The following is a 16,131-nucleotide window of genomic DNA, read 5'->3' as shown; positions in this document are numbered from 1 at the left end:
CTGCACGGCGAACAAGGTCTCGCACGCGCCGAGGGCGGCGTCGAGCATCTTGTCGAGATCGGCGGCGTTGTCCGGGGTCATCTTGAACAGCCAGGCGGCGTAGGCGTCCTGGTTGACCGATTCCGGCGCATCGGCGGCAGCCTGGTTCACTTCGGTGACGGTGCCGGCGATCGGGGCGTACACGTCGGCAGCGGCCTTGACCGATTCGACGACGGCGATTTCCTTTTCGGCGGCGTAATGGGCGCCGACTTCCGGCAGCTCGACGAAGACGAGGTCGCCAAGGGCTTCCTGGGCATGGTCGGTGATGCCGACGGTGACGCTGCCATCAGCGTTGAGCAGCATCCATTCGTGGGAGGCGGCGTACTTGAGGTTGGCGAGGACTTTGGACATGGTTTTCTCCTGAATGGGTTGAATTAGATGACGGCTTTGCCGTTGCGGGCGAATACGGGTTTGACGACCTTGGCCTTGAGCAGCTTGCCGCGGATGTCGACCTGGACTTCGTCGCCGATGGCGACGCCGAGCGGCAGGCGGGCCAGGGCGATGGATTGCTGCAGGGTGGGCGAGAAGGAGCCGGAGGTGATCTCGCCTTCGCCCTGGGCGGTGACGACCTTCTGATGGCCGCGCAGCACGCCCTTGTCGAGCAGGATCAGGCCGAGGAACTGCTTCTGCTGGCCGTTGGCGGCGAGGGCGGGGCGGCCGACGAAGGTGCGCTCGTCCTTCATGGCGACGGTCCACGCCAGGCCGGCGTCGAGCGGCGACACGGTTTCATCCATGTCCTGGCCGTACAGGTTCATGCCGGCTTCCAGGCGCAGCGTGTCGCGGGCACCGAGGCCGCAGGGGGCGACGCCGGCGTCCTTGAGCTGGTTCCACAGGCTTTCGGCCTCGGCGGCCGGCATCATGATCTCGTAGCCGTCCTCGCCGGTGTAGCCGGTGCTGGCGATGAAATACTGGTCGACCTCGGCGGCGAAGAAAGCCTTCAGGCCCTCGGTCGCGGCCTTGGCTTGCGGCAGCACCGACCACACCTTGGCGCGGGCGTTCGGGCCCTGCACGGCGATGATGCCGAGATTGTTGGCGCCGTCGCGGCGCTGGGTGATGCTCACGTCCATCTTCCATTCGGCCGCCCTGGCCTGCATCCAGGCCAGATCTTTTTCAGCGGTGCCGGCATTGACGACGATGCGGAAGCGGGTGTCGGTCAGGAAATAGATGATCAGGTCGTCGATGACGCTGCCAGCCTCGTTGAGCATCGCCGAGTACAGTGCCTTGCCGGAGACCGTCAGCTTGGCCACGTCGTTGGCCACCAGGCGGGAGAGGAAGGGGCGGCAATCGGCGCCGACGACATCGACCGGGCACATGTGCGAGACGTCGAACATGCCGCAATCGTTGCGCACCGCCTGGTGCTCCTCGATCTGCGAACCGTAGTTGACCGGCATGTCCCAGCCACCGAAATCGACCATCCGGGCGTTGATCGCGCGATGGGCTGCATTCAAAACCGTTTTCTTCAGCATATCAATCCTTTACAGACGTTACCTAACGCCAGTTCTAGAAACGGAAAAGGGGTGAAACGAAAGAACGAATCTTGCGTTTCACCCCTCTGTCCTCGATACCTGAGAGATTTGCCCCATCGGTGGGCGCTGTCAACGCCACTCTCCAGAGTTTCAGGGGGCGACATGCGCATTGCCAGCGATACTTTGTCGACTGCGCCTCGCCGTGCATCTTGCACTGTCTTCGGCTTGTCTTCGCGTCTCGCTGCCAATGCGCATGTCGCCTGGCCTCATTCAGTGGTCCTTTTGCCTGAGCGTTTTCGGGTGAAATTGCGCCTTCGGCGGCAGATCGAACTGCTCTCTCCCACGGAACGGGAGGCACTATAACGGGATGCGGCTGTCTGATCAATATGCTGCGCCGCACAAGGAAAGCCGGGCGGTGCCGCCTTCGTGATAAACTCGTCGTTTGCTTTCAAACGCTTGCCCGTGACGCCTGCCAATTTCGATTTTCACTGCCATTCCATCGTCTCCGACGGTTTGCTGCCACCCGAGGTGGTTGCCCGACGCGCGGCGGCCAACGGCGTCGACCTGTGGGCGCTGACCGACCATGACGATATCGGCGGCCTGGCCGAGGCCAGGGCGACCGCCGAGGAGGTCGGCATGCGTTTCGTCAACGGCGTCGAAATCTCCATCGAATGGCGCGGCACGCCGATCCACATCGTCGGACTGGGTTTCGACGCGGCCAATCCGGAGCTGGTCGATGGCTTGCACGATCTGCGTCAGGGGCGCGTCGAACGCGCCCAGCGCATGGGCAACGCGCTCGCGGCCATCGGCATTCCGGGCGTCTACGAGGGCGCCCTGTGCTTCGTGACCAACCCGAGCCTGATTTCGCGTGCCCACTTTGCCCGCTACCTGGTGTCGATCGGCATCGCCCGCGACGTGCCGGGAGTCTTCCAGCATTACCTGACGCCGGGCAAGCCGGGTTACGTCGATCACCAGTGGGTCACCCTGGAAAACGCCGTCAAATGGATCAACGGCGCCGGCGGTGTCGCCGTCGTCGCGCATCCGGGCCGCTACAAGATGTCCGGTGCCGACATGCGCCGCTTTCTCGATGACTTCAAGGATGCCGGCGGGCGCGGCATCGAGGTGACCTGCGGCAGTCATTCGCCGGACCATGTCATGCATTTTGCCCGTCTGGCGCGGCACTACGAATTCCATGCCTCGCGCGGTTCGGATTTTCACGGGCCGGAGGAAAGCTATGTCGATCTCGGCAAGTTGCCACAACTGCCTGAAGACCTGAAACCGGTCTGGCGTCTGGTGGTCTGAGCATGGCCCGTATCGTCAATATCCATCCCGATTCGCCGCAACAGCGACTGCTGGTCCAGGCTGCGCAGTTCATCCGCGAAGGCGCCATCGTCGCATTGCCCACCGATTCCTGCTATGCGCTCGGTTGCCACCTCGGCGACAAGGAAGCGCTGGATCGTATCCGCCAGATTCGCGGCATCGACGATCGCCACCACCTGACCCTGATGGTGCGCGACCTGTCGGAAATCGCCACCTACGCCCGTGTCGACAACGCCCAGTACCGTCTGCTCAAGGCGGCGACGCCGGGCAGCTACACCTTCATTCTCGAAGGCAGCAAGGAGTTGCCGCGCCGGGTCATGCATCCCAAGCGCAAGACCATCGGCCTGCGCATCCCCGATCACCCGGTGGCGCTGGCCTTGCTCGAGGAGCTGGGCGAGCCGCTGCTGACGACCACGCTGCAGTTGCCGGGCGACGAGTTTTCGCTCACCGAGGGCTGGGAAATTCAGGACAGGCTGGAAGACCAGCTGGAATTGATCCTCGACGGCGGCCCCTGCGGCACCGAGCCGACGACGGTCATCGACCTGACCGGTTCGGCGCCCGAAGTGGTTCGTGCCGGGCGCGGTGCGCTGGCGCCGTTCGGGCTCGACTGAAGCCATGCTGGAAAGCCTGATCCAGACGCTCGCCATCTCGGCCTTGCCGGTGATCTTCGCGATCACGCTGCACGAGGCGGCGCACGGCTATGCGGCGCGCTACTTCGGCGACCCGACGGCCTGGCAGATGGGGCGGATCAGCCTGAATCCGCTGCGTCATATCGACCTGGTCGGCACCATCATCATTCCCATCGTCATCCTGCTGTTTTCCGCCGGCACCTTCATGTTTGGTTACGCCAAGCCGGTACCGGTCGATTTCGGCCGCCTGCGCAATCCCAAGAAGGACATGTTCTGGGTGGCCGCCGCCGGGCCGGGCGCCAATCTGTTCATGGCCTTCTGCTGGGCCTTCATGCTCAAGCTGGCGTGGTTGATGCCCTCCAGCGAATTTACCCTGCCGCTGTCGGAAATGAGCAAGATCGGCATCATGGTCAATTGCGTGCTGATGGTCCTCAATCTCTTGCCCTTGCCGCCGCTCGACGGCGGCCGGATCGCGGTCAGCCTGCTGCCGCATTCGCTTGCCTGGAAGTTCGCCCAGCTCGAACGCTGGGGCTTTCCCATTTTGCTGCTGCTGTTGTTCACCGGTATTCTCGGTGCCATCATGAACCCGCTGGTGATCACCTCGGCGCGGGTCATCGAATTCATCTTTGGTCTCTATTAATCGACTATGTACGCTGAACGTGTTCTCTCCGGCATGCGCCCCACCGGCGCCCTGCATCTCGGCCACTACCACGGGGTTCTCAAAAACTGGGTCAAGCTCCAGCACGAGTATCCCTGCCTGTTCTTCGTTGCCGACTGGCATGCCCTGACGACGCAATACGACAATCCGCTGGGTATCGAAAAATCGTCGATGGACATGGTCATCGACTGGCTGGCCGCCGGCGTCGATCCCAACCAGGCGACGCTGTTCATCCAGTCCAAGGTGCCGGAGCACGCCGAGCTGCACCTGCTGATGTCGATGATGACCCCGCTCGGCTGGCTGGAGCGCGTGCCGACCTACAAGGACCAGCAGGAAAAGCTGGCCGGCAAGGACCTGACCACCTACGGCTTCCTCGGCTACCCGCTGCTGATGAGCGCCGACATCCTGATCTACCGCGCCGACAAGGTGCCGGTCGGCGAGGACCAGATTCCGCACGTCGAATTCACCCGCGAGCTGGCCCGCCGCTTCAACCACATGTACGGCCGCGAGCCGGGCTTCGAGGACAAGGCGCGCGAAGCGGTCAAGAAGCTGGGCAGCAAGAAGGCCCGCCTGTACGAGGAACTGCGTACCGGCTTTGTCCAGAATGGCGACAAGGAGGCACTGGAGCAGGGCAAGGCGCTGCTGAACGAAATCCAGCACCTGTCCGCGCTGGACCGCGAGCGCCTGTTCGGCTACCTGGAGGGCTCGGGCAAGATGATCCTGGTCGAGCCGGGCTACCTGCTGACCGAGGAATCGAAGATGCCGGGCCTGGACGGTCAGAAGATGTCCAAGTCCTATCACAACACCATCACCATGCGCGAGTCGGAGGAATCGGTGGCCAAGAAGGTCAAGAGCATGCCGACCGATCCGGCACGCGTCCGCCGCCACGATCCGGGCGAGCCGACCAAGTGCCCGGTCTGGCAACTGCACCAGGTCTATTCCGACGACGCCTGCAAGGAGTGGGTGCAGCAAGGCTGCCGTACCGCCGGCATCGGCTGCATCGAATGCAAGCAGCCGGTCATCGACGGCATCCTCAAGGAACAGGTGCCGATGCGCGAACGCGCCCAGATGTATCTGGACGACCCGACGCTGGTCAAGAACATCATCGCCGACGGCTGCGAAAAGGCCCGCGAACTGGCCCGCGAAACCATGCGCGACGTGCGCGAGGCCATGGGGCTCGAGTACCACTGATGTTCGGCATGGATTGGGAAAGCCTGATCTGGATCGCCATCGGTTTTGGCGGCCAGGGGCTGTTCATGATGCGCTTCGTCGTCCAGTGGTGGTCGAGCGAGAAGGCGAAGCAGGTCGTCGTGCCGGTCGCCTTCTGGTACTTCAGCATCGCCGGCGGGCTGGTGCTGACCGTCTATGCCGTGCATCGCAACGACCCGGTGTTCACCTTCGGGCAGGCGCTGGGCCTGGTGATCTATTTCCGCAACCTGCATCTGCATTACAAGGGGAAGGGCCGCGCTGCGGCCTCCTGAGATGACGGTAGACGGTGACGTGGTGGATGTGCTGGAGGTCGAGCCAGCGGCGCAGCGCGAGCTGTTCGAGCCGGTGGCGCGGATTTACGGCCAGGCGATGGAGCAGCTGCCGCTCGACCTGTACATTCCGCCCGATGCGCTGGCGATCATGCTCGATGCCTTCGAGGGGCCGCTCGATCTGCTGCTCTACATGATCCGCCGCGCCAACATCGATATCCTCGACATTCCGATGGCACCGCTGACCCGGCAGTATCTCGATTACGTCGAGGCGATGCGGGCGCAGAACCTGGAGCTGGCGGCCGATTACCTGGTCATGGCGGCGCTGCTCATCGAGATCAAGTCGCGCATGCTGCTGCCCCGCCCCAAGGCGGCGGAGGGCGACGAGGCAGAGGATCCGCGTGCCGAGCTGGTGCGTCGCCTGATGGAATACGAGCAGATGAAGCTCGCCGGCCAGAAGCTCAACGAAATGCCGCAGGCCGAGCGGGAATTCTTCTGGGTCGAGACGCTGGTCGAGAAGTCGCTGCTCGTCCGCCTGCCCGAGGTTTCGGTCGACGATCTCAAGGATGCCTGGATGGCTATCGTCCGTCAGGCCGGGCTGAAGAAGCACCACAAGATCGGCCGCGAGGAACTGTCGGTGCGCGAGCACATGGGCATCATCCTGCGCAGCTTGCAGGAGCAGGGTGGCTTCGTTCGTTTCGAGATGCTGTTCGATGCCGAGATGGGCGTGCCCGGCCTGGTCGTCCATTTCCTGGCGATGCTGGAGCTTGGGCGCGAGAAGATGATCCGCATCACGCAGACCGAAGCTTTTGCACCGATCTATATCAACATCAGTTCGGGCGAACCGGAAACTGTCATGGAGGAGGGCGATGGAGCCGAGCCAGGTCAAGCGGGTGCTTGAAGCCGCCTTGCTCGCCGCGCGCGAGCCGATGTCGCCGCACGACATGAAGCGCATGTTCGACGACGAGCTGTCGACGGACATGTTGCGCAAGCTGCTCGACGAGTTGCGGGAGGAGTGGTCGGAACGCCCGGTCGAACTGATCCAGCTCGCGTCCGGCTGGCGTTTCAGGACGCGGGCCGAATATCTCCCCTACCTCGAGCGCCTCAATCCGGAACGTCCGCCCAAGTATTCGCGGGCGGTGCTGGAAACCCTGGCCATCATCGCCTATCGTCAACCGGTGACGCGGGGCGATATCGAGGAAATCCGCGGCGTCGCGGTCAACGCCAACGTGATCAAAACCCTGGAAGAGCGCGGCTGGATCGATGTCGTCGGCCATCGCGAAACGCCGGGCCGGCCGGCCCTGTTTGCCACGACCAAGCAATTTCTCGATGATCTCGGTCTCAGGAGCGTCAGCGAACTGCCGCCGCTTGAACAAATCAGCCAGACACTGGAGCTGGAATAATGAAAAACAAACGCACACCATTCCGTCAATCTTCGGACCAGCCCGAGGGCGCGCCCGAGCGCAGTCCGCGCGGGGCCGGCCGTCGTGCCGAGGCGCCGCCGCGCGGTCGCGGCGCATCGCGCGAGCAGCCGCCGGGCGATGCGCCGGCCGAGAAGCCTGCACCGCGCCGCAAGCCGGCTCCCAACATGGGCGGCCGGGCGCACCGCGGCAACGTCGCCCGCGACGGGCGGCCGCTCGCCGAGGCCAAGCCGGTGCGCCTGCAGAAGGTGTTGGCCGAGGCGGGCGTCGGTTCGCGGCGCGAAATGGAAGAATGGATCGCCGCCGGCAAGGTCAGCGTCAACGGCGTGGTAGCGACCATCGGCCAGTCCGTGGTGCCGACCGACAAGGTCAAGGTCGGCGGCCGGCTGATCAATATCCGCTTCACCGGCAGCTCGCGCCCGCCGCGCGTCCTGATGTACCACAAGCCGGAAGGCGAGATCGTCTCGCGCGACGACCCGGATGGCCGGCCGTCGGTGTTCGCCGCCTTGCCGCGCATGCGGGGCGGGCGCTGGATCAACGTCGGGCGCCTCGACTTCAATACCTCCGGCTTGCTGCTGTTCACGACTTCCGGTGAGCTGGCCAACCGGCTGATGCACCCCAGTTCCGAACTGGTGCGCGAGTACGCGGTGCGCGTTCTCGGCGAACTGACCATGGAGGCGCAGAAGGAGCTGCTCGCCGGAGTCGAGCTGGACGATGGCCCGGCCAATTTTGCCAGCCTGGTCGATGCCGGCGGCGAGGGTGCCAACAAGTGGTATCGCGTATCGCTGTTCGAAGGGCGCAACCGCGAGGTGCGGCGCATGTTCGAAGCGGTGGGCTGTACCGTCAGCCGCCTCATTCGCGTGCGCTACGGCCCGTTCATCCTGCCGCCGCAATTGAAGCGCGGCCGTTCGCACGAGTTGACCGAGGACGAGGTCAAAGTGCTGATGCGCGAGCTCGGGAAGACGGCTCCTGCCTCGAAAAAGGGGGCGGAAAGCACCTAAACTGATTTACCGGGGGGAATAAACTCGTTATAATTCACGGGTTTGTTTCTCCCGCCATTTTTGGCGGGCATCTTTTTTTTCAAGGTGGGCGTTTCGCCCATTTTTTATTTGTGGCTATGGATTTAAACGCGCTGCTGGAAACGACCGTTGTCGGTCTGGGTTATGAACTCGTCGATGTCGAGCTGTCGCCGCGCGGCCGCACGATTCGTGTCTTCATCGATGCACCGGCCAAGGAGAGCGGTGTCGATGTCGAGGATTGTGCCAAGGTCTCGAATCAATTGACGCGTGTTTTCGAGGTTGAAAACGTCGATTTCGACCGTCTCGAGATTTCCTCGCCGGGCATGGACCGCGTCGTCAAGAAAGCGGCCGATTTCGAGCGCTTTGCCGGGCAGGATATCCAGATCAAGCTGCGTATCCCGCACAACGGCCGCCGTAATTTCCAGGGCGAGCTGCTGGGCCACAAGGATGGCAAGGTTGGCCTGCGCCTCGAAAAAGATGATGTGGAACTGGAATTTACCAATATCGAGAAGGCACGTCTGGTGCCCCGATTCGACTGAAGGACTAGGAGGTTTTAGCCCATGAGCCGTGAAATGTTGCTGCTGGTCGATGCACTGGCCCGCGAAAAGAACGTCGCCAAGGAAATCGTGTTCGGTGCCCTTGAACTGGCGCTGGCTTCCGCGACGAAAAAGCGTATCCACGACGAGGCCGAAGTGCGCGTCTCGATCGACCGCAATACCGGTAACTACGACTCCTTCCGTCGCTGGCAAGTCGTCGCTGATAGCGAGTACGTCAACGAATACCTGCAGGTCCCGCTGTCCGAGGCGCAGAAGGGCGATCCGGACGTCGAGGCCGGCGATTTCCTCGAGGAGCCGCTGGAGCCCATCGACTTCGGCCGTATCGGTGCCCAGGCTGCCAAGCAGGTCATCCTGCAGAAGATCCGTGACGCCGAGCGCGAGCAGATCCTGTCCGACTTCCTGAGCCGCGGCGAGCACATCGTTTCCGGCACCATCAAGCGCATGGAGCGTGGCAACGCCATCATCGAGGCCGGCAAGATCGAAGCCCTGCTGCCGCGCGACCAGATGATCCCCAAGGAAAATCTGCGTATCGGCGACCGCGTCAAGGCCTTCCTGCTGCGCATCGACCGCAATGCCCGCGGCCCGCAGATCATCCTGTCGCGCACCGCCCCCGAGTTCGTCATCAAGCTGTTCGATCTCGAAGTGCCGGAGATCTCCGACGGCCTGATGGAGCTCAAGGCCTGTGCCCGCGACCCCGGTCTGCGCGCCAAGATCGCCGTCAAGTCCAACGATCCGCGTGTCGATCCGATCGGTACCTGCGTCGGTCTGCGCGGCTCGCGCGTCACCGCCGTGCGCAACGAAATCGGCGGCGAGAACATCGACATCGTACTGTGGTCGGCCGATCCGGCCCAGTTCGTCATCGGCGCGCTGTCGCCGGCCGAAGTCTCCTCCATCGTGGTCGATGAGGAAAAGCATGCCATGGACGTGGTGGTCGATGAGGACAACCTCGCCATCGCCATCGGTCGCAGCGGCCAGAACGTTCGCCTGGCTTCCGAGCTGACCGGCTGGACCATCAACCTGATGACCCAGGACGAATCGGCCAAGAAGTCCGAGGCCGAGCATGCCGTGACCCGCGTCGTCTTCATGGAAAAGCTGGATATCGACGAAGAACTCGCCGACCTGCTGATCGAAGAGGGTTTCTCGACGCTGGAAGAAGTGGCCTACGTGCCGCTGGCCGAAATGCTGGAAATCGACGGTCTGGACGAGGAAATCGTCAACGAGCTGCGTAACCGCGCCCGTAACGTCCTGCTCACCGAGGCGATCGCCACCGAGGAAAAACTGGAAAACGTCTCCGAAGACCTGATCGGTCTCGAAGGCATGACCAAGGAATTGGCCGCCAAGCTGGCCGAACATGACGTCAAGACCCGCGACGATCTCGCGGAACTGGCGGTTGATGAACTGACGGAAATGACCGGCATCGACGACGAGCGTGCCAAGGAACTCATTCTGAAGGCACGGGCTCACTGGTTCGAGTGAGCGGGAGGTAGCAAAGTATGTCCGCAACAATAGTTTCACAATTTGCCGTTGAACTCAAAATGCCGGTCGCGGTCCTGCTCGAGCAATTGAGCAAGGCTGGCGTCAGCAAGGGCGGTTCCAACGATACGCTGACCGATCAGGACAAGGCGAAGCTTCTGGATTATCTGCGTCGTTCGCATGGCGACGAGTCGCAAACCAAGATCACGCTGACCCGCAAGCAAACGTCGGAAATCAAGGCGACCGACTCGCATGGTCGCGCCCGTACCGTTCAGGTCGAAGTCCGCAAGAAGCGCGTTCTGGTCAAGCGGGATATCGGCGAGCACGTTCCGGGTAGCGAGCAGGAAATGCAGCATCTGCCTGCCGAACCTGAGGCGCCGGAAGTCGAAATCATTCCCGAACCGGTGGTCGAAGTGGTTCCCGAGCCCGTCATCGAGATCGAGCCGGAGCCGGAAGTCGTTCCCGAACCGGTGGTCGAAGAAGTCCCCGAGCCGGTGGTCGAGCAGCCTGTCGCTCCGGTGCTGGACCGCGCCGCGATTATCGGCGAGAAGGAACTGAAGGCCCGCCAGGAAGCGGCTGCCCGTTCCAGCCGCCTGCGCGAAATCCAGGAGCGCGAACTGCGCGAAAAGCAGGCTCGCGAAGTCCAGCTGGCGCAGATGCGCCAGCAGGCCGAAGTGGCCGCCGCTGCGGCCAAGGCAGCCGAACTGGCCAAACAGCAGGCGGCGGCTCAGGCCAAGGCCGGCGAAGGCGAGAAGGGCACCTTGCACAAGAAGCCGGAAACCGGTGTCAAGAAGGGTGACAAGGGCGGCCGCGCGGCCGACGACGGCAAGAAGAAGGGCGGCATCAAGACCCGCGGTTCCGACGGTGCCGGCGGCTGGAAGGACAATCGCCACGGCCACAAGAAATCGCACAAGTCCGACGACGGTCAGGGCAGCTTCCAGGCGCCGACCGAGCCGATCACCCGCGAAGTGCATATTCCCGAAACCATCTCCGTTTCCGACCTGGCCCACAAGATGGCCGTGAAGGCGACGGAAGTCATCAAGGCGATGATGAAGATGGGTTCGATGGTCACCATCAACCAGGTGCTGGACCAGGAAACGGCCATGATCGTGGTCGAGGAAATGGGCCACAAGGCGGTTGCCGCCAAGCTCGACGATCCGGATGCCTTCCTCGAGGAAAACGCAGAGCACAAGGACATTCCGCTCGAGCCGCGCGCGCCGGTGGTTACCGTCATGGGCCACGTCGACCACGGCAAGACCTCGCTGCTCGACTACATCCGTCGCGCCAAGGTGGCGGCTGGCGAAGCCGGCGGCATTACCCAGCACATCGGTGCCTACCACGTCGAAACCGATCGCGGCATGATCACCTTCCTGGACACCCCGGGTCACGAAGCCTTTACGGCCATGCGTGCCCGCGGTGCCAAGGCCACCGACATCGTCATCCTGGTGGTTGCCGCCGATGACGGCGTGATGCCGCAGACCAAGGAAGCGATCCACCATGCCAAGGCGGCCGGCGTGCCGCTGGTCGTGGCGGTCAACAAGATCGACAAGCCGGATTCCAACCCGGACCGCGTCAAGCAGGAACTGGTCGCCGAAGGCGTGATTCCGGAAGAGTACGGTGGCGATTCGCCGTTCTGCCCGGTGTCGGCCAAGAAGGGTACCGGTATCGACGAACTGCTCGAGCAGGTGCTGCTGCAGGCCGAGGTTCTCGAACTGACGGCGCAGAAGGATGCGCCGGCCAAGGGCCTGATCATCGAAGCCCGTCTCGACAAGGGCCGTGGCGCCGTGGCGACCATGCTCGTCCAGTCCGGCACCTTGAAGCGCGGCGACATCGTGCTGGCCGGCCAGGTCTTCGGCCGCGTCCGCGCCATGCTCGACGAGAACGGCAAGCCGATCAACGAAGCCGGCCCGTCCATCCCGGTCGAAATCCTCGGCTTGTCCGACGTGCCGGCCGCTGGCGAAGAGGCCATCGTGCTGACCGACGAAAAGAAGGCGCGTGAAATCGCCTTGTTCCGTCAGGGCAAGTTCCGCGACGTCAAGCTGGCCAAGCAGCAAGCCGCCAAGCTGGAAAACATGTTCCAGCAGATGGAGGAAGGCGAGGTCAAGACCCTGCCGCTCATCGTCAAGGCCGACGTTCAGGGTTCCCAGGAAGCGCTGGTGCAGACCCTGGCCAAGCTGTCGAACGAAGAAGTCCGGGTCAATGTCATCCACGGCGGTGTCGGCGCGATCAGCGAATCCGACGTCAACCTGGCGCAGGCCTCCGGTGCCGTCATCATCGGCTTCAACATCCGTGCCGATGCGGGTTCGCGCAAGCTGGCCGAGAACTTCGGCGTCGATATCCGTTACTACAACGTGATTTACGACGCGGTCGACGAGGTCAAGGCGGCTCTTACCGGCATGCTGGCGCCCGAGAAGCGCGAACAGATCATCGGCATGGTCGAGATCCGTCAGGTCATCACCGTTTCGAAGGTGGGCAATATTGCCGGCTGTTACGTGCTGGAAGGTATCGTCAAGCGCAATTCCCGCGTTCGTCTGCTGCGCAACAACGTCGTGCAGTGGGACGGCGAACTCGACTCGCTCAAGCGCTTCAAGGACGACGTCAAGGAAGTGCGTTCCAACTTCGAGTGCGGTCTGTCGCTGCGTGGCAACAACGACATCCAGGAAGGCGATCAGCTTGAAGTCTACGAAATCCAGGAAGTGGCGCGCACGCTGTAATGAAGAAGCAAGCCCGAGGATTTCAACGTAGTGACCGGGTCGCGGAGCAAGTGCGCCGCGACCTGGCTGATCTGATTCGTACCGAACTGAAGGATCCGCGTGTCGGCATGATCAGCTTGACCGATGTCGAGCTGACGCCGGACTACGCGCATGCCAAGGTGTTCTTCACCACGCTTAACGCAGACCATCTCGCCGAGATCGAGCGTGGCCTGAAGCGGGCCTCCGGTTTCCTGCGCCGTGAATTGGGTCGTCGTATCCACATTCACACCTTGCCGGAGCTGCATTTCGTTTACGACAATTCGCTGGAGCGCGGCTCCAGTCTGTCGCAGTTGATCGACCAGGCCAACGCGCTGTCCGATCAGACGCCCGAAGAGTAAGTTTTTCCATGCAGCCCAAGGTCAAGAAAGCCTGGAAGCAGGTTGATGGCGTCCTTTTGCTCGACAAACCGATCGGCATGACGTCGAACGACGCGCTGCAAAAGGCGCGTCGGCTCTTTTCGGCTGCCAAGGGCGGGCATACCGGCACGCTCGATCCGCTGGCGACCGGGCTGCTGCCCTTGTGTTTCGGCGAGGCGACCAAGTTTTCGGCTGACTTGCTGGATGCCGACAAGACCTACGAAGCGGTGCTCAAGCTCGGCGTGACGACCGATTCCGGCGATGCCGAAGGAAAGGTCGTGGCAACGGCCGAGGTGAATGTCGATGCGGCCCGGGTTGCCGCTGTGCTGCCGCGCTTCATCGGCGACATCCAGCAGATTCCGCCCATGCATTCGGCGCTCAAGCGCGATGGCCGTCCGCTTTACGAACTGGCGCGCCAGGGAATCGAAGTCGAGCGCGAAGCGAGGGCGGTGACCATTCATTCCATCGACTGCCTGGCCTTTGCGGGCGATGCGCTGACCTTGCGGGTCGCTTGCAGCAAGGGCACCTATATTCGCGTACTGGCCGCCGATATCGGCCAGGCGCTGGGTTGCGGCGCCCATTTGACCGCCTTGCGGCGTACGGTCGTGGGCGATCTGACCCTGGACAAAGCGGCGACGCTGGCCGAGCTGGACGCCATCGACGAGGCGGATCGGCCAGGACGCCTGCTGCCCGTCGATGCGCTGTTGCAGTCCTTGCCGATGGTGGTGCTGGAAGGCGTCGAGGCGAGTCGTTTCACGCACGGCAACCCGGTGGCGTTGCCGGCAGGGATGACCGGAAAGATTCGTGTTTATGCCGACGATCGCCTGGTCGGTGTCGGCGAACCCGGGCATGGCGGTTTGCTGTGGCCGAAAAGGCTGGTGCAGCTTGCCGTCTGAGCTGATATAATTGAATGCTTTCCATCGTGGATGGAATTTTCCAACTGGCGCTGGCTCTATCAAACTGGGGCTGCGTCGCAACAATGAAAGAGAGTTTGAAATGGCAATGACCACTGCAAACAAGGCGTCCATCGTCGCCGAATTCGCTCAAGCCAAGGGCGACACCGGTTCCCCGGAAGTCCAGGTTGCTCTGCTGACGGCTCGTATCAACGATCTGCAGCCGCACTTCAAGGAGCACACCAAGGATCACCACTCCCGTCGTGGTCTGCTGCGCCTGGTTTCCCAGCGTCGCAAGCTGCTGGACTACCTGAAGGGCAAGGACGTCGAGCGTTACCGCACCCTGATTACCAAGCTCGGCCTGCGCAAGTAAGGCGCGACCGAAGCAAAGAAAGGGCGGCCCGGAGATTTCCCGGCCGCTCTTTTGCTTTTTGTTGTACCGTTGTTCTTTTGTTGTGTCGTAAGTTGTTGTTATTGTTGTCTAATGTGATGAGAGTGAAAGGAAGTTATGTTTAATGTCGTGAAAAAGACCTTCGCCTATGGCGACCATCAGGTCACCATCGAAACCGGCGAAATCGCCCGCCAGGCTGGCGGCGCCGTCCTCGTTTCCATGGAAGAAACCGTGGTTCTGGTTTCCGTCGTGGCGGCCAAGAGCGCCAAGCCGGGCCAGGATTTCTTCCCGCTGACCGTCGATTACCAGGAAAAAGTTTATGCTGCCGGCCGTATCCCCGGCGGCTTCTTCAAGCGCGAAGGCCGTCCTTCCGAAAAGGAAACCCTGACCTCCCGCCTGATCGACCGCCCGATCCGCCCGCTGTTCCCGGACGGTTTCTACAATGAAGTCCAGGTTGTCGCCACCGTGATGTCGCTGAATCCGGAAGTCGATTCCGATATCCCGGCGCTGCTCGGCGCCTCGGCCGCCCTGGCCATCTCCGGCGTGCCGTTCAACGGTCCGATCGGTGCCGCCCGCGTCGGCTACATCAACGGCCAGTACGTGCTGTGCCCGACTCTGAGCCAACTGAAGGAAACCCAGCTCGACCTCGTCGTCGCCGGTACCGAAGCCGCCGTGCTGATGGTCGAATCCGAAGCCCAGGAGCTGTCCGAGGAAATCATGCTCGGCGCCGTCGTCTTCGGCCATACCGAAATGCAGAAGGCGATCAACGCCATCAACGAACTGGTCGAGGAAGCCGGCAAGCCGGAATGGGATTGGCAAGCCCCGGCCAAGGACGAAGCGCTGGTCGCCCGCCTGAAGGAAGTCTGTGGTGCCAAGCTGGAAGAGGCCTACAACATCACCGTCAAGCAGACGCGCAGCCAGGCCGTCAAGGAAATCCGCGCCGAAGCCGTTGCCGCCCTGTGCTCTGGCGAAGAAGGTGCGCCTGACGAAAACACCGTCGGCAACCTGTTCTTCGAACTCGAAGCCGGCATCGTCCGTGGCCGCATCCTGAGCGGTGCACCGCGTATCGACGGTCGCGACACCCGCACCGTGCGTCCGATCACCATGCGTTCCGGCGTCCTGCCGCGGACCCACGGTTCCGCCCTGTTCACCCGTGGTGAAACCCAGGCGCTGGCCGTTGCCACGCTGGGCACCAACCGCGACGAGCAGATCATCGACGCGCTGGCCGGCGAATACCGCGACCGCTTCATGCTGCACTACAACATGCCCCCGTACGCCACCGGCGAATGCGGTCGTGTCGGCACCCCGAAGCGCCGCGAAATCGGTCACGGCCGTCTGGCCAAGCGTGCCCTGCTGGCCGTGCTGCCGAAGCCGGAAGATTTCTCCTACTCGATGCGCCTGGTTTCGGAAATCACCGAATCCAACGGTTCCTCGTCGATGGCTTCCGTCTGCGGCGGCTGCCTCGCCCTGCTCGACGCCGGCGTGCCGCTCAAGGCGCACGTGGCCGGTATCGCCATGGGCTTGATCAAGGACGGCAACCGCTTCGCCGTGCTGACCGACATCCTGGGCGACGAAGATCACCTCGGCGACATGGACTTCAAGGTGGCTGGTTCGACGGCCGGTATCACCGCGCTGCAGATGGACATCAAGATCCAGGGCATCACCAAGGAAATCATGC

17 protein-coding genes and 2 riboswitches are annotated in these 16,131 nt (G+C 62.8%); of the genes, 15 read left to right on the top strand and 2 right to left on the bottom strand.

Annotation, left to right across the window (positions count from 1 at the left end; genetic code table 11):
* Window positions 1-390: glycine cleavage system protein GcvH (gene gcvH, locus Q0P59_RS19080; RefSeq protein ID WP_295009358.1), on the bottom strand; the 390-nt coding region annotated here is incomplete at its 3' end.
* 23 nt (window positions 391-413) lie between these two features.
* On the bottom strand, window positions 414-1,505 hold the full coding sequence (gcvT, locus tag Q0P59_RS19075) for a glycine cleavage system aminomethyltransferase GcvT (protein ID WP_295009356.1): 1,092 nt from the start codon (window positions 1,503-1,505) through the stop codon (window positions 414-416).
* Between the two features lie 76 nt (window positions 1,506-1,581).
* A riboswitch (glycine riboswitch) is annotated at window positions 1,582-1,661 on the bottom strand.
* A 108-nt stretch (window positions 1,662-1,769) separates the two neighbouring features.
* A riboswitch (glycine riboswitch) is annotated at window positions 1,770-1,858 on the bottom strand.
* A 109-nt stretch (window positions 1,859-1,967) separates the two neighbouring features.
* Here gcvT and Q0P59_RS19070 point away from each other — a divergent pair.
* The 15 genes from Q0P59_RS19070 to pnp form a co-directional block, all read left to right on the top strand.
* A complete protein-coding gene (locus Q0P59_RS19070; RefSeq protein WP_295009354.1) occupies window positions 1,968-2,807 on the top strand; it encodes a 3',5'-nucleoside bisphosphate phosphatase in 840 nt (279 codons plus the stop codon).
* Window positions 2,808-2,809: 2 nt separating this feature from the next.
* Window positions 2,810-3,436: an L-threonylcarbamoyladenylate synthase gene (locus Q0P59_RS19065; protein WP_295009352.1), complete on the top strand. Its 627-nt coding sequence runs from the start codon at window positions 2,810-2,812 to the stop codon at window positions 3,434-3,436.
* 7 nt (window positions 3,437-3,443) lie between these two features.
* Window positions 3,444-4,094 carry a site-2 protease family protein gene (locus tag Q0P59_RS19060; RefSeq protein ID WP_295009361.1) on the top strand — a complete coding sequence of 217 codons (651 nt, stop codon included), beginning with the start codon at window positions 3,444-3,446 and terminating at the stop codon, window positions 4,092-4,094.
* 6 nt (window positions 4,095-4,100) lie between these two features.
* Window positions 4,101-5,303, top strand: coding sequence for a tryptophan--tRNA ligase (locus Q0P59_RS19055; RefSeq protein WP_295009350.1), 1,203 nt, complete (start codon window positions 4,101-4,103; stop codon window positions 5,301-5,303).
* The gene (locus Q0P59_RS19050) at window positions 5,303-5,593 is read left to right on the top strand and encodes a lipid-A-disaccharide synthase N-terminal domain-containing protein (RefSeq protein WP_295009349.1); all 291 of its coding nucleotides are present in this window, start codon (window positions 5,303-5,305) and stop codon (window positions 5,591-5,593) included. The genes Q0P59_RS19055 and Q0P59_RS19050 overlap by 1 nt, the downstream gene beginning before the upstream one ends.
* 1 nt (window position 5,594) lies before the next feature.
* Window positions 5,595-6,491: a ScpA family protein gene (locus tag Q0P59_RS19045; RefSeq protein ID WP_295009347.1), complete on the top strand. Its 897-nt coding sequence runs from the start codon at window positions 5,595-5,597 to the stop codon at window positions 6,489-6,491.
* On the top strand, window positions 6,460-6,993 hold the full coding sequence (gene scpB, locus Q0P59_RS19040) for an SMC-Scp complex subunit ScpB (RefSeq protein WP_295009344.1): 534 nt from the start codon (window positions 6,460-6,462) through the stop codon (window positions 6,991-6,993). Before Q0P59_RS19045 ends, scpB begins: the two co-directional genes overlap by 32 nt.
* Window positions 6,993-8,012, top strand: a complete 1,020-nt coding sequence (rluB, locus tag Q0P59_RS19035) for a 23S rRNA pseudouridine(2605) synthase RluB (protein WP_295009342.1) — start codon at window positions 6,993-6,995, stop codon at window positions 8,010-8,012. Before scpB ends, rluB begins: the two co-directional genes overlap by 1 nt.
* Before the next feature lie 116 nt (window positions 8,013-8,128).
* Window positions 8,129-8,569, top strand: a complete 441-nt coding sequence (rimP, locus tag Q0P59_RS19030) for a ribosome maturation factor RimP (RefSeq protein WP_150429297.1) — start codon at window positions 8,129-8,131, stop codon at window positions 8,567-8,569.
* A 21-nt stretch (window positions 8,570-8,590) separates the two neighbouring features.
* On the top strand, window positions 8,591-10,063 hold the full coding sequence (gene nusA / locus Q0P59_RS19025; RefSeq protein ID WP_295009340.1) for a transcription termination factor NusA: 1,473 nt from the start codon (window positions 8,591-8,593) through the stop codon (window positions 10,061-10,063).
* Between the two features lie 17 nt (window positions 10,064-10,080).
* Window positions 10,081-12,774 carry a translation initiation factor IF-2 gene (gene infB, locus Q0P59_RS19020; RefSeq protein WP_295009338.1) on the top strand — a complete coding sequence of 898 codons (2,694 nt, stop codon included), beginning with the start codon at window positions 10,081-10,083 and terminating at the stop codon, window positions 12,772-12,774.
* Window positions 12,774-13,151, top strand: a complete 378-nt coding sequence (gene rbfA, locus Q0P59_RS19015) for a 30S ribosome-binding factor RbfA (protein WP_295009336.1) — start codon at window positions 12,774-12,776, stop codon at window positions 13,149-13,151. Before infB ends, rbfA begins: the two co-directional genes overlap by 1 nt.
* Window positions 13,152-13,159: 8 nt before the next feature.
* The gene (gene truB / locus Q0P59_RS19010; protein WP_295009334.1) at window positions 13,160-14,065 is read left to right on the top strand and encodes a tRNA pseudouridine(55) synthase TruB; all 906 of its coding nucleotides are present in this window, start codon (window positions 13,160-13,162) and stop codon (window positions 14,063-14,065) included.
* 100 nt (window positions 14,066-14,165) lie between these two features.
* Complete coding sequence (gene rpsO, locus Q0P59_RS19005; RefSeq protein ID WP_150429230.1) at window positions 14,166-14,435, top strand: 30S ribosomal protein S15; 270 nt, start codon at window positions 14,166-14,168, stop codon at window positions 14,433-14,435.
* Between the two features lie 135 nt (window positions 14,436-14,570).
* Window positions 14,571-16,131: polyribonucleotide nucleotidyltransferase (gene pnp, locus Q0P59_RS19000; protein ID WP_295009331.1), on the top strand; the 1,561-nt coding region annotated here is incomplete at its 3' end.

Source organism: uncultured Dechloromonas sp. (assembly GCF_945957265.1).
Lineage (GTDB): Bacteria > Pseudomonadota > Gammaproteobacteria > Burkholderiales > Rhodocyclaceae > Azonexus.
The sequence above is the reverse complement of the archived record's forward strand: the minus strand, read 5'-3'. Positions and strand labels throughout refer to the sequence as shown.

What these genes read in the sequence shown, in the direction of transcription:
- gcvT (WP_295009356.1), bottom strand. Translation starts at nt 1,505, where the DNA reads ATGCTGAAGAAAACGGTTTTGAATGCAGCCCATCGCGCGATCAACGCC.
- Q0P59_RS19065 (WP_295009352.1), top strand. Translation starts at nt 2,810, where the DNA reads ATGGCCCGTATCGTCAATATCCATCCCGATTCGCCGCAACAGCGACTG.
- Q0P59_RS19055 (WP_295009350.1), top strand. Translation starts at nt 4,101, where the DNA reads ATGTACGCTGAACGTGTTCTCTCCGGCATGCGCCCCACCGGCGCCCTG.
- Q0P59_RS19050 (WP_295009349.1), top strand. Translation starts at nt 5,303, where the DNA reads ATGTTCGGCATGGATTGGGAAAGCCTGATCTGGATCGCCATCGGTTTT.
- Q0P59_RS19045 (WP_295009347.1), top strand. Translation starts at nt 5,595, where the DNA reads ATGACGGTAGACGGTGACGTGGTGGATGTGCTGGAGGTCGAGCCAGCG.
- scpB (WP_295009344.1), top strand. Translation starts at nt 6,460, where the DNA reads ATGGAGCCGAGCCAGGTCAAGCGGGTGCTTGAAGCCGCCTTGCTCGCC.
- rluB (WP_295009342.1), top strand. Translation starts at nt 6,993, where the DNA reads ATGAAAAACAAACGCACACCATTCCGTCAATCTTCGGACCAGCCCGAG.
- rimP (WP_150429297.1), top strand. Translation starts at nt 8,129, where the DNA reads ATGGATTTAAACGCGCTGCTGGAAACGACCGTTGTCGGTCTGGGTTAT.
- nusA (WP_295009340.1), top strand. Translation starts at nt 8,591, where the DNA reads ATGAGCCGTGAAATGTTGCTGCTGGTCGATGCACTGGCCCGCGAAAAG.
- infB (WP_295009338.1), top strand. Translation starts at nt 10,081, where the DNA reads ATGTCCGCAACAATAGTTTCACAATTTGCCGTTGAACTCAAAATGCCG.
- rbfA (WP_295009336.1), top strand. Translation starts at nt 12,774, where the DNA reads ATGAAGAAGCAAGCCCGAGGATTTCAACGTAGTGACCGGGTCGCGGAG.
- truB (WP_295009334.1), top strand. Translation starts at nt 13,160, where the DNA reads ATGCAGCCCAAGGTCAAGAAAGCCTGGAAGCAGGTTGATGGCGTCCTT.
- rpsO (WP_150429230.1), top strand. Translation starts at nt 14,166, where the DNA reads ATGGCAATGACCACTGCAAACAAGGCGTCCATCGTCGCCGAATTCGCT.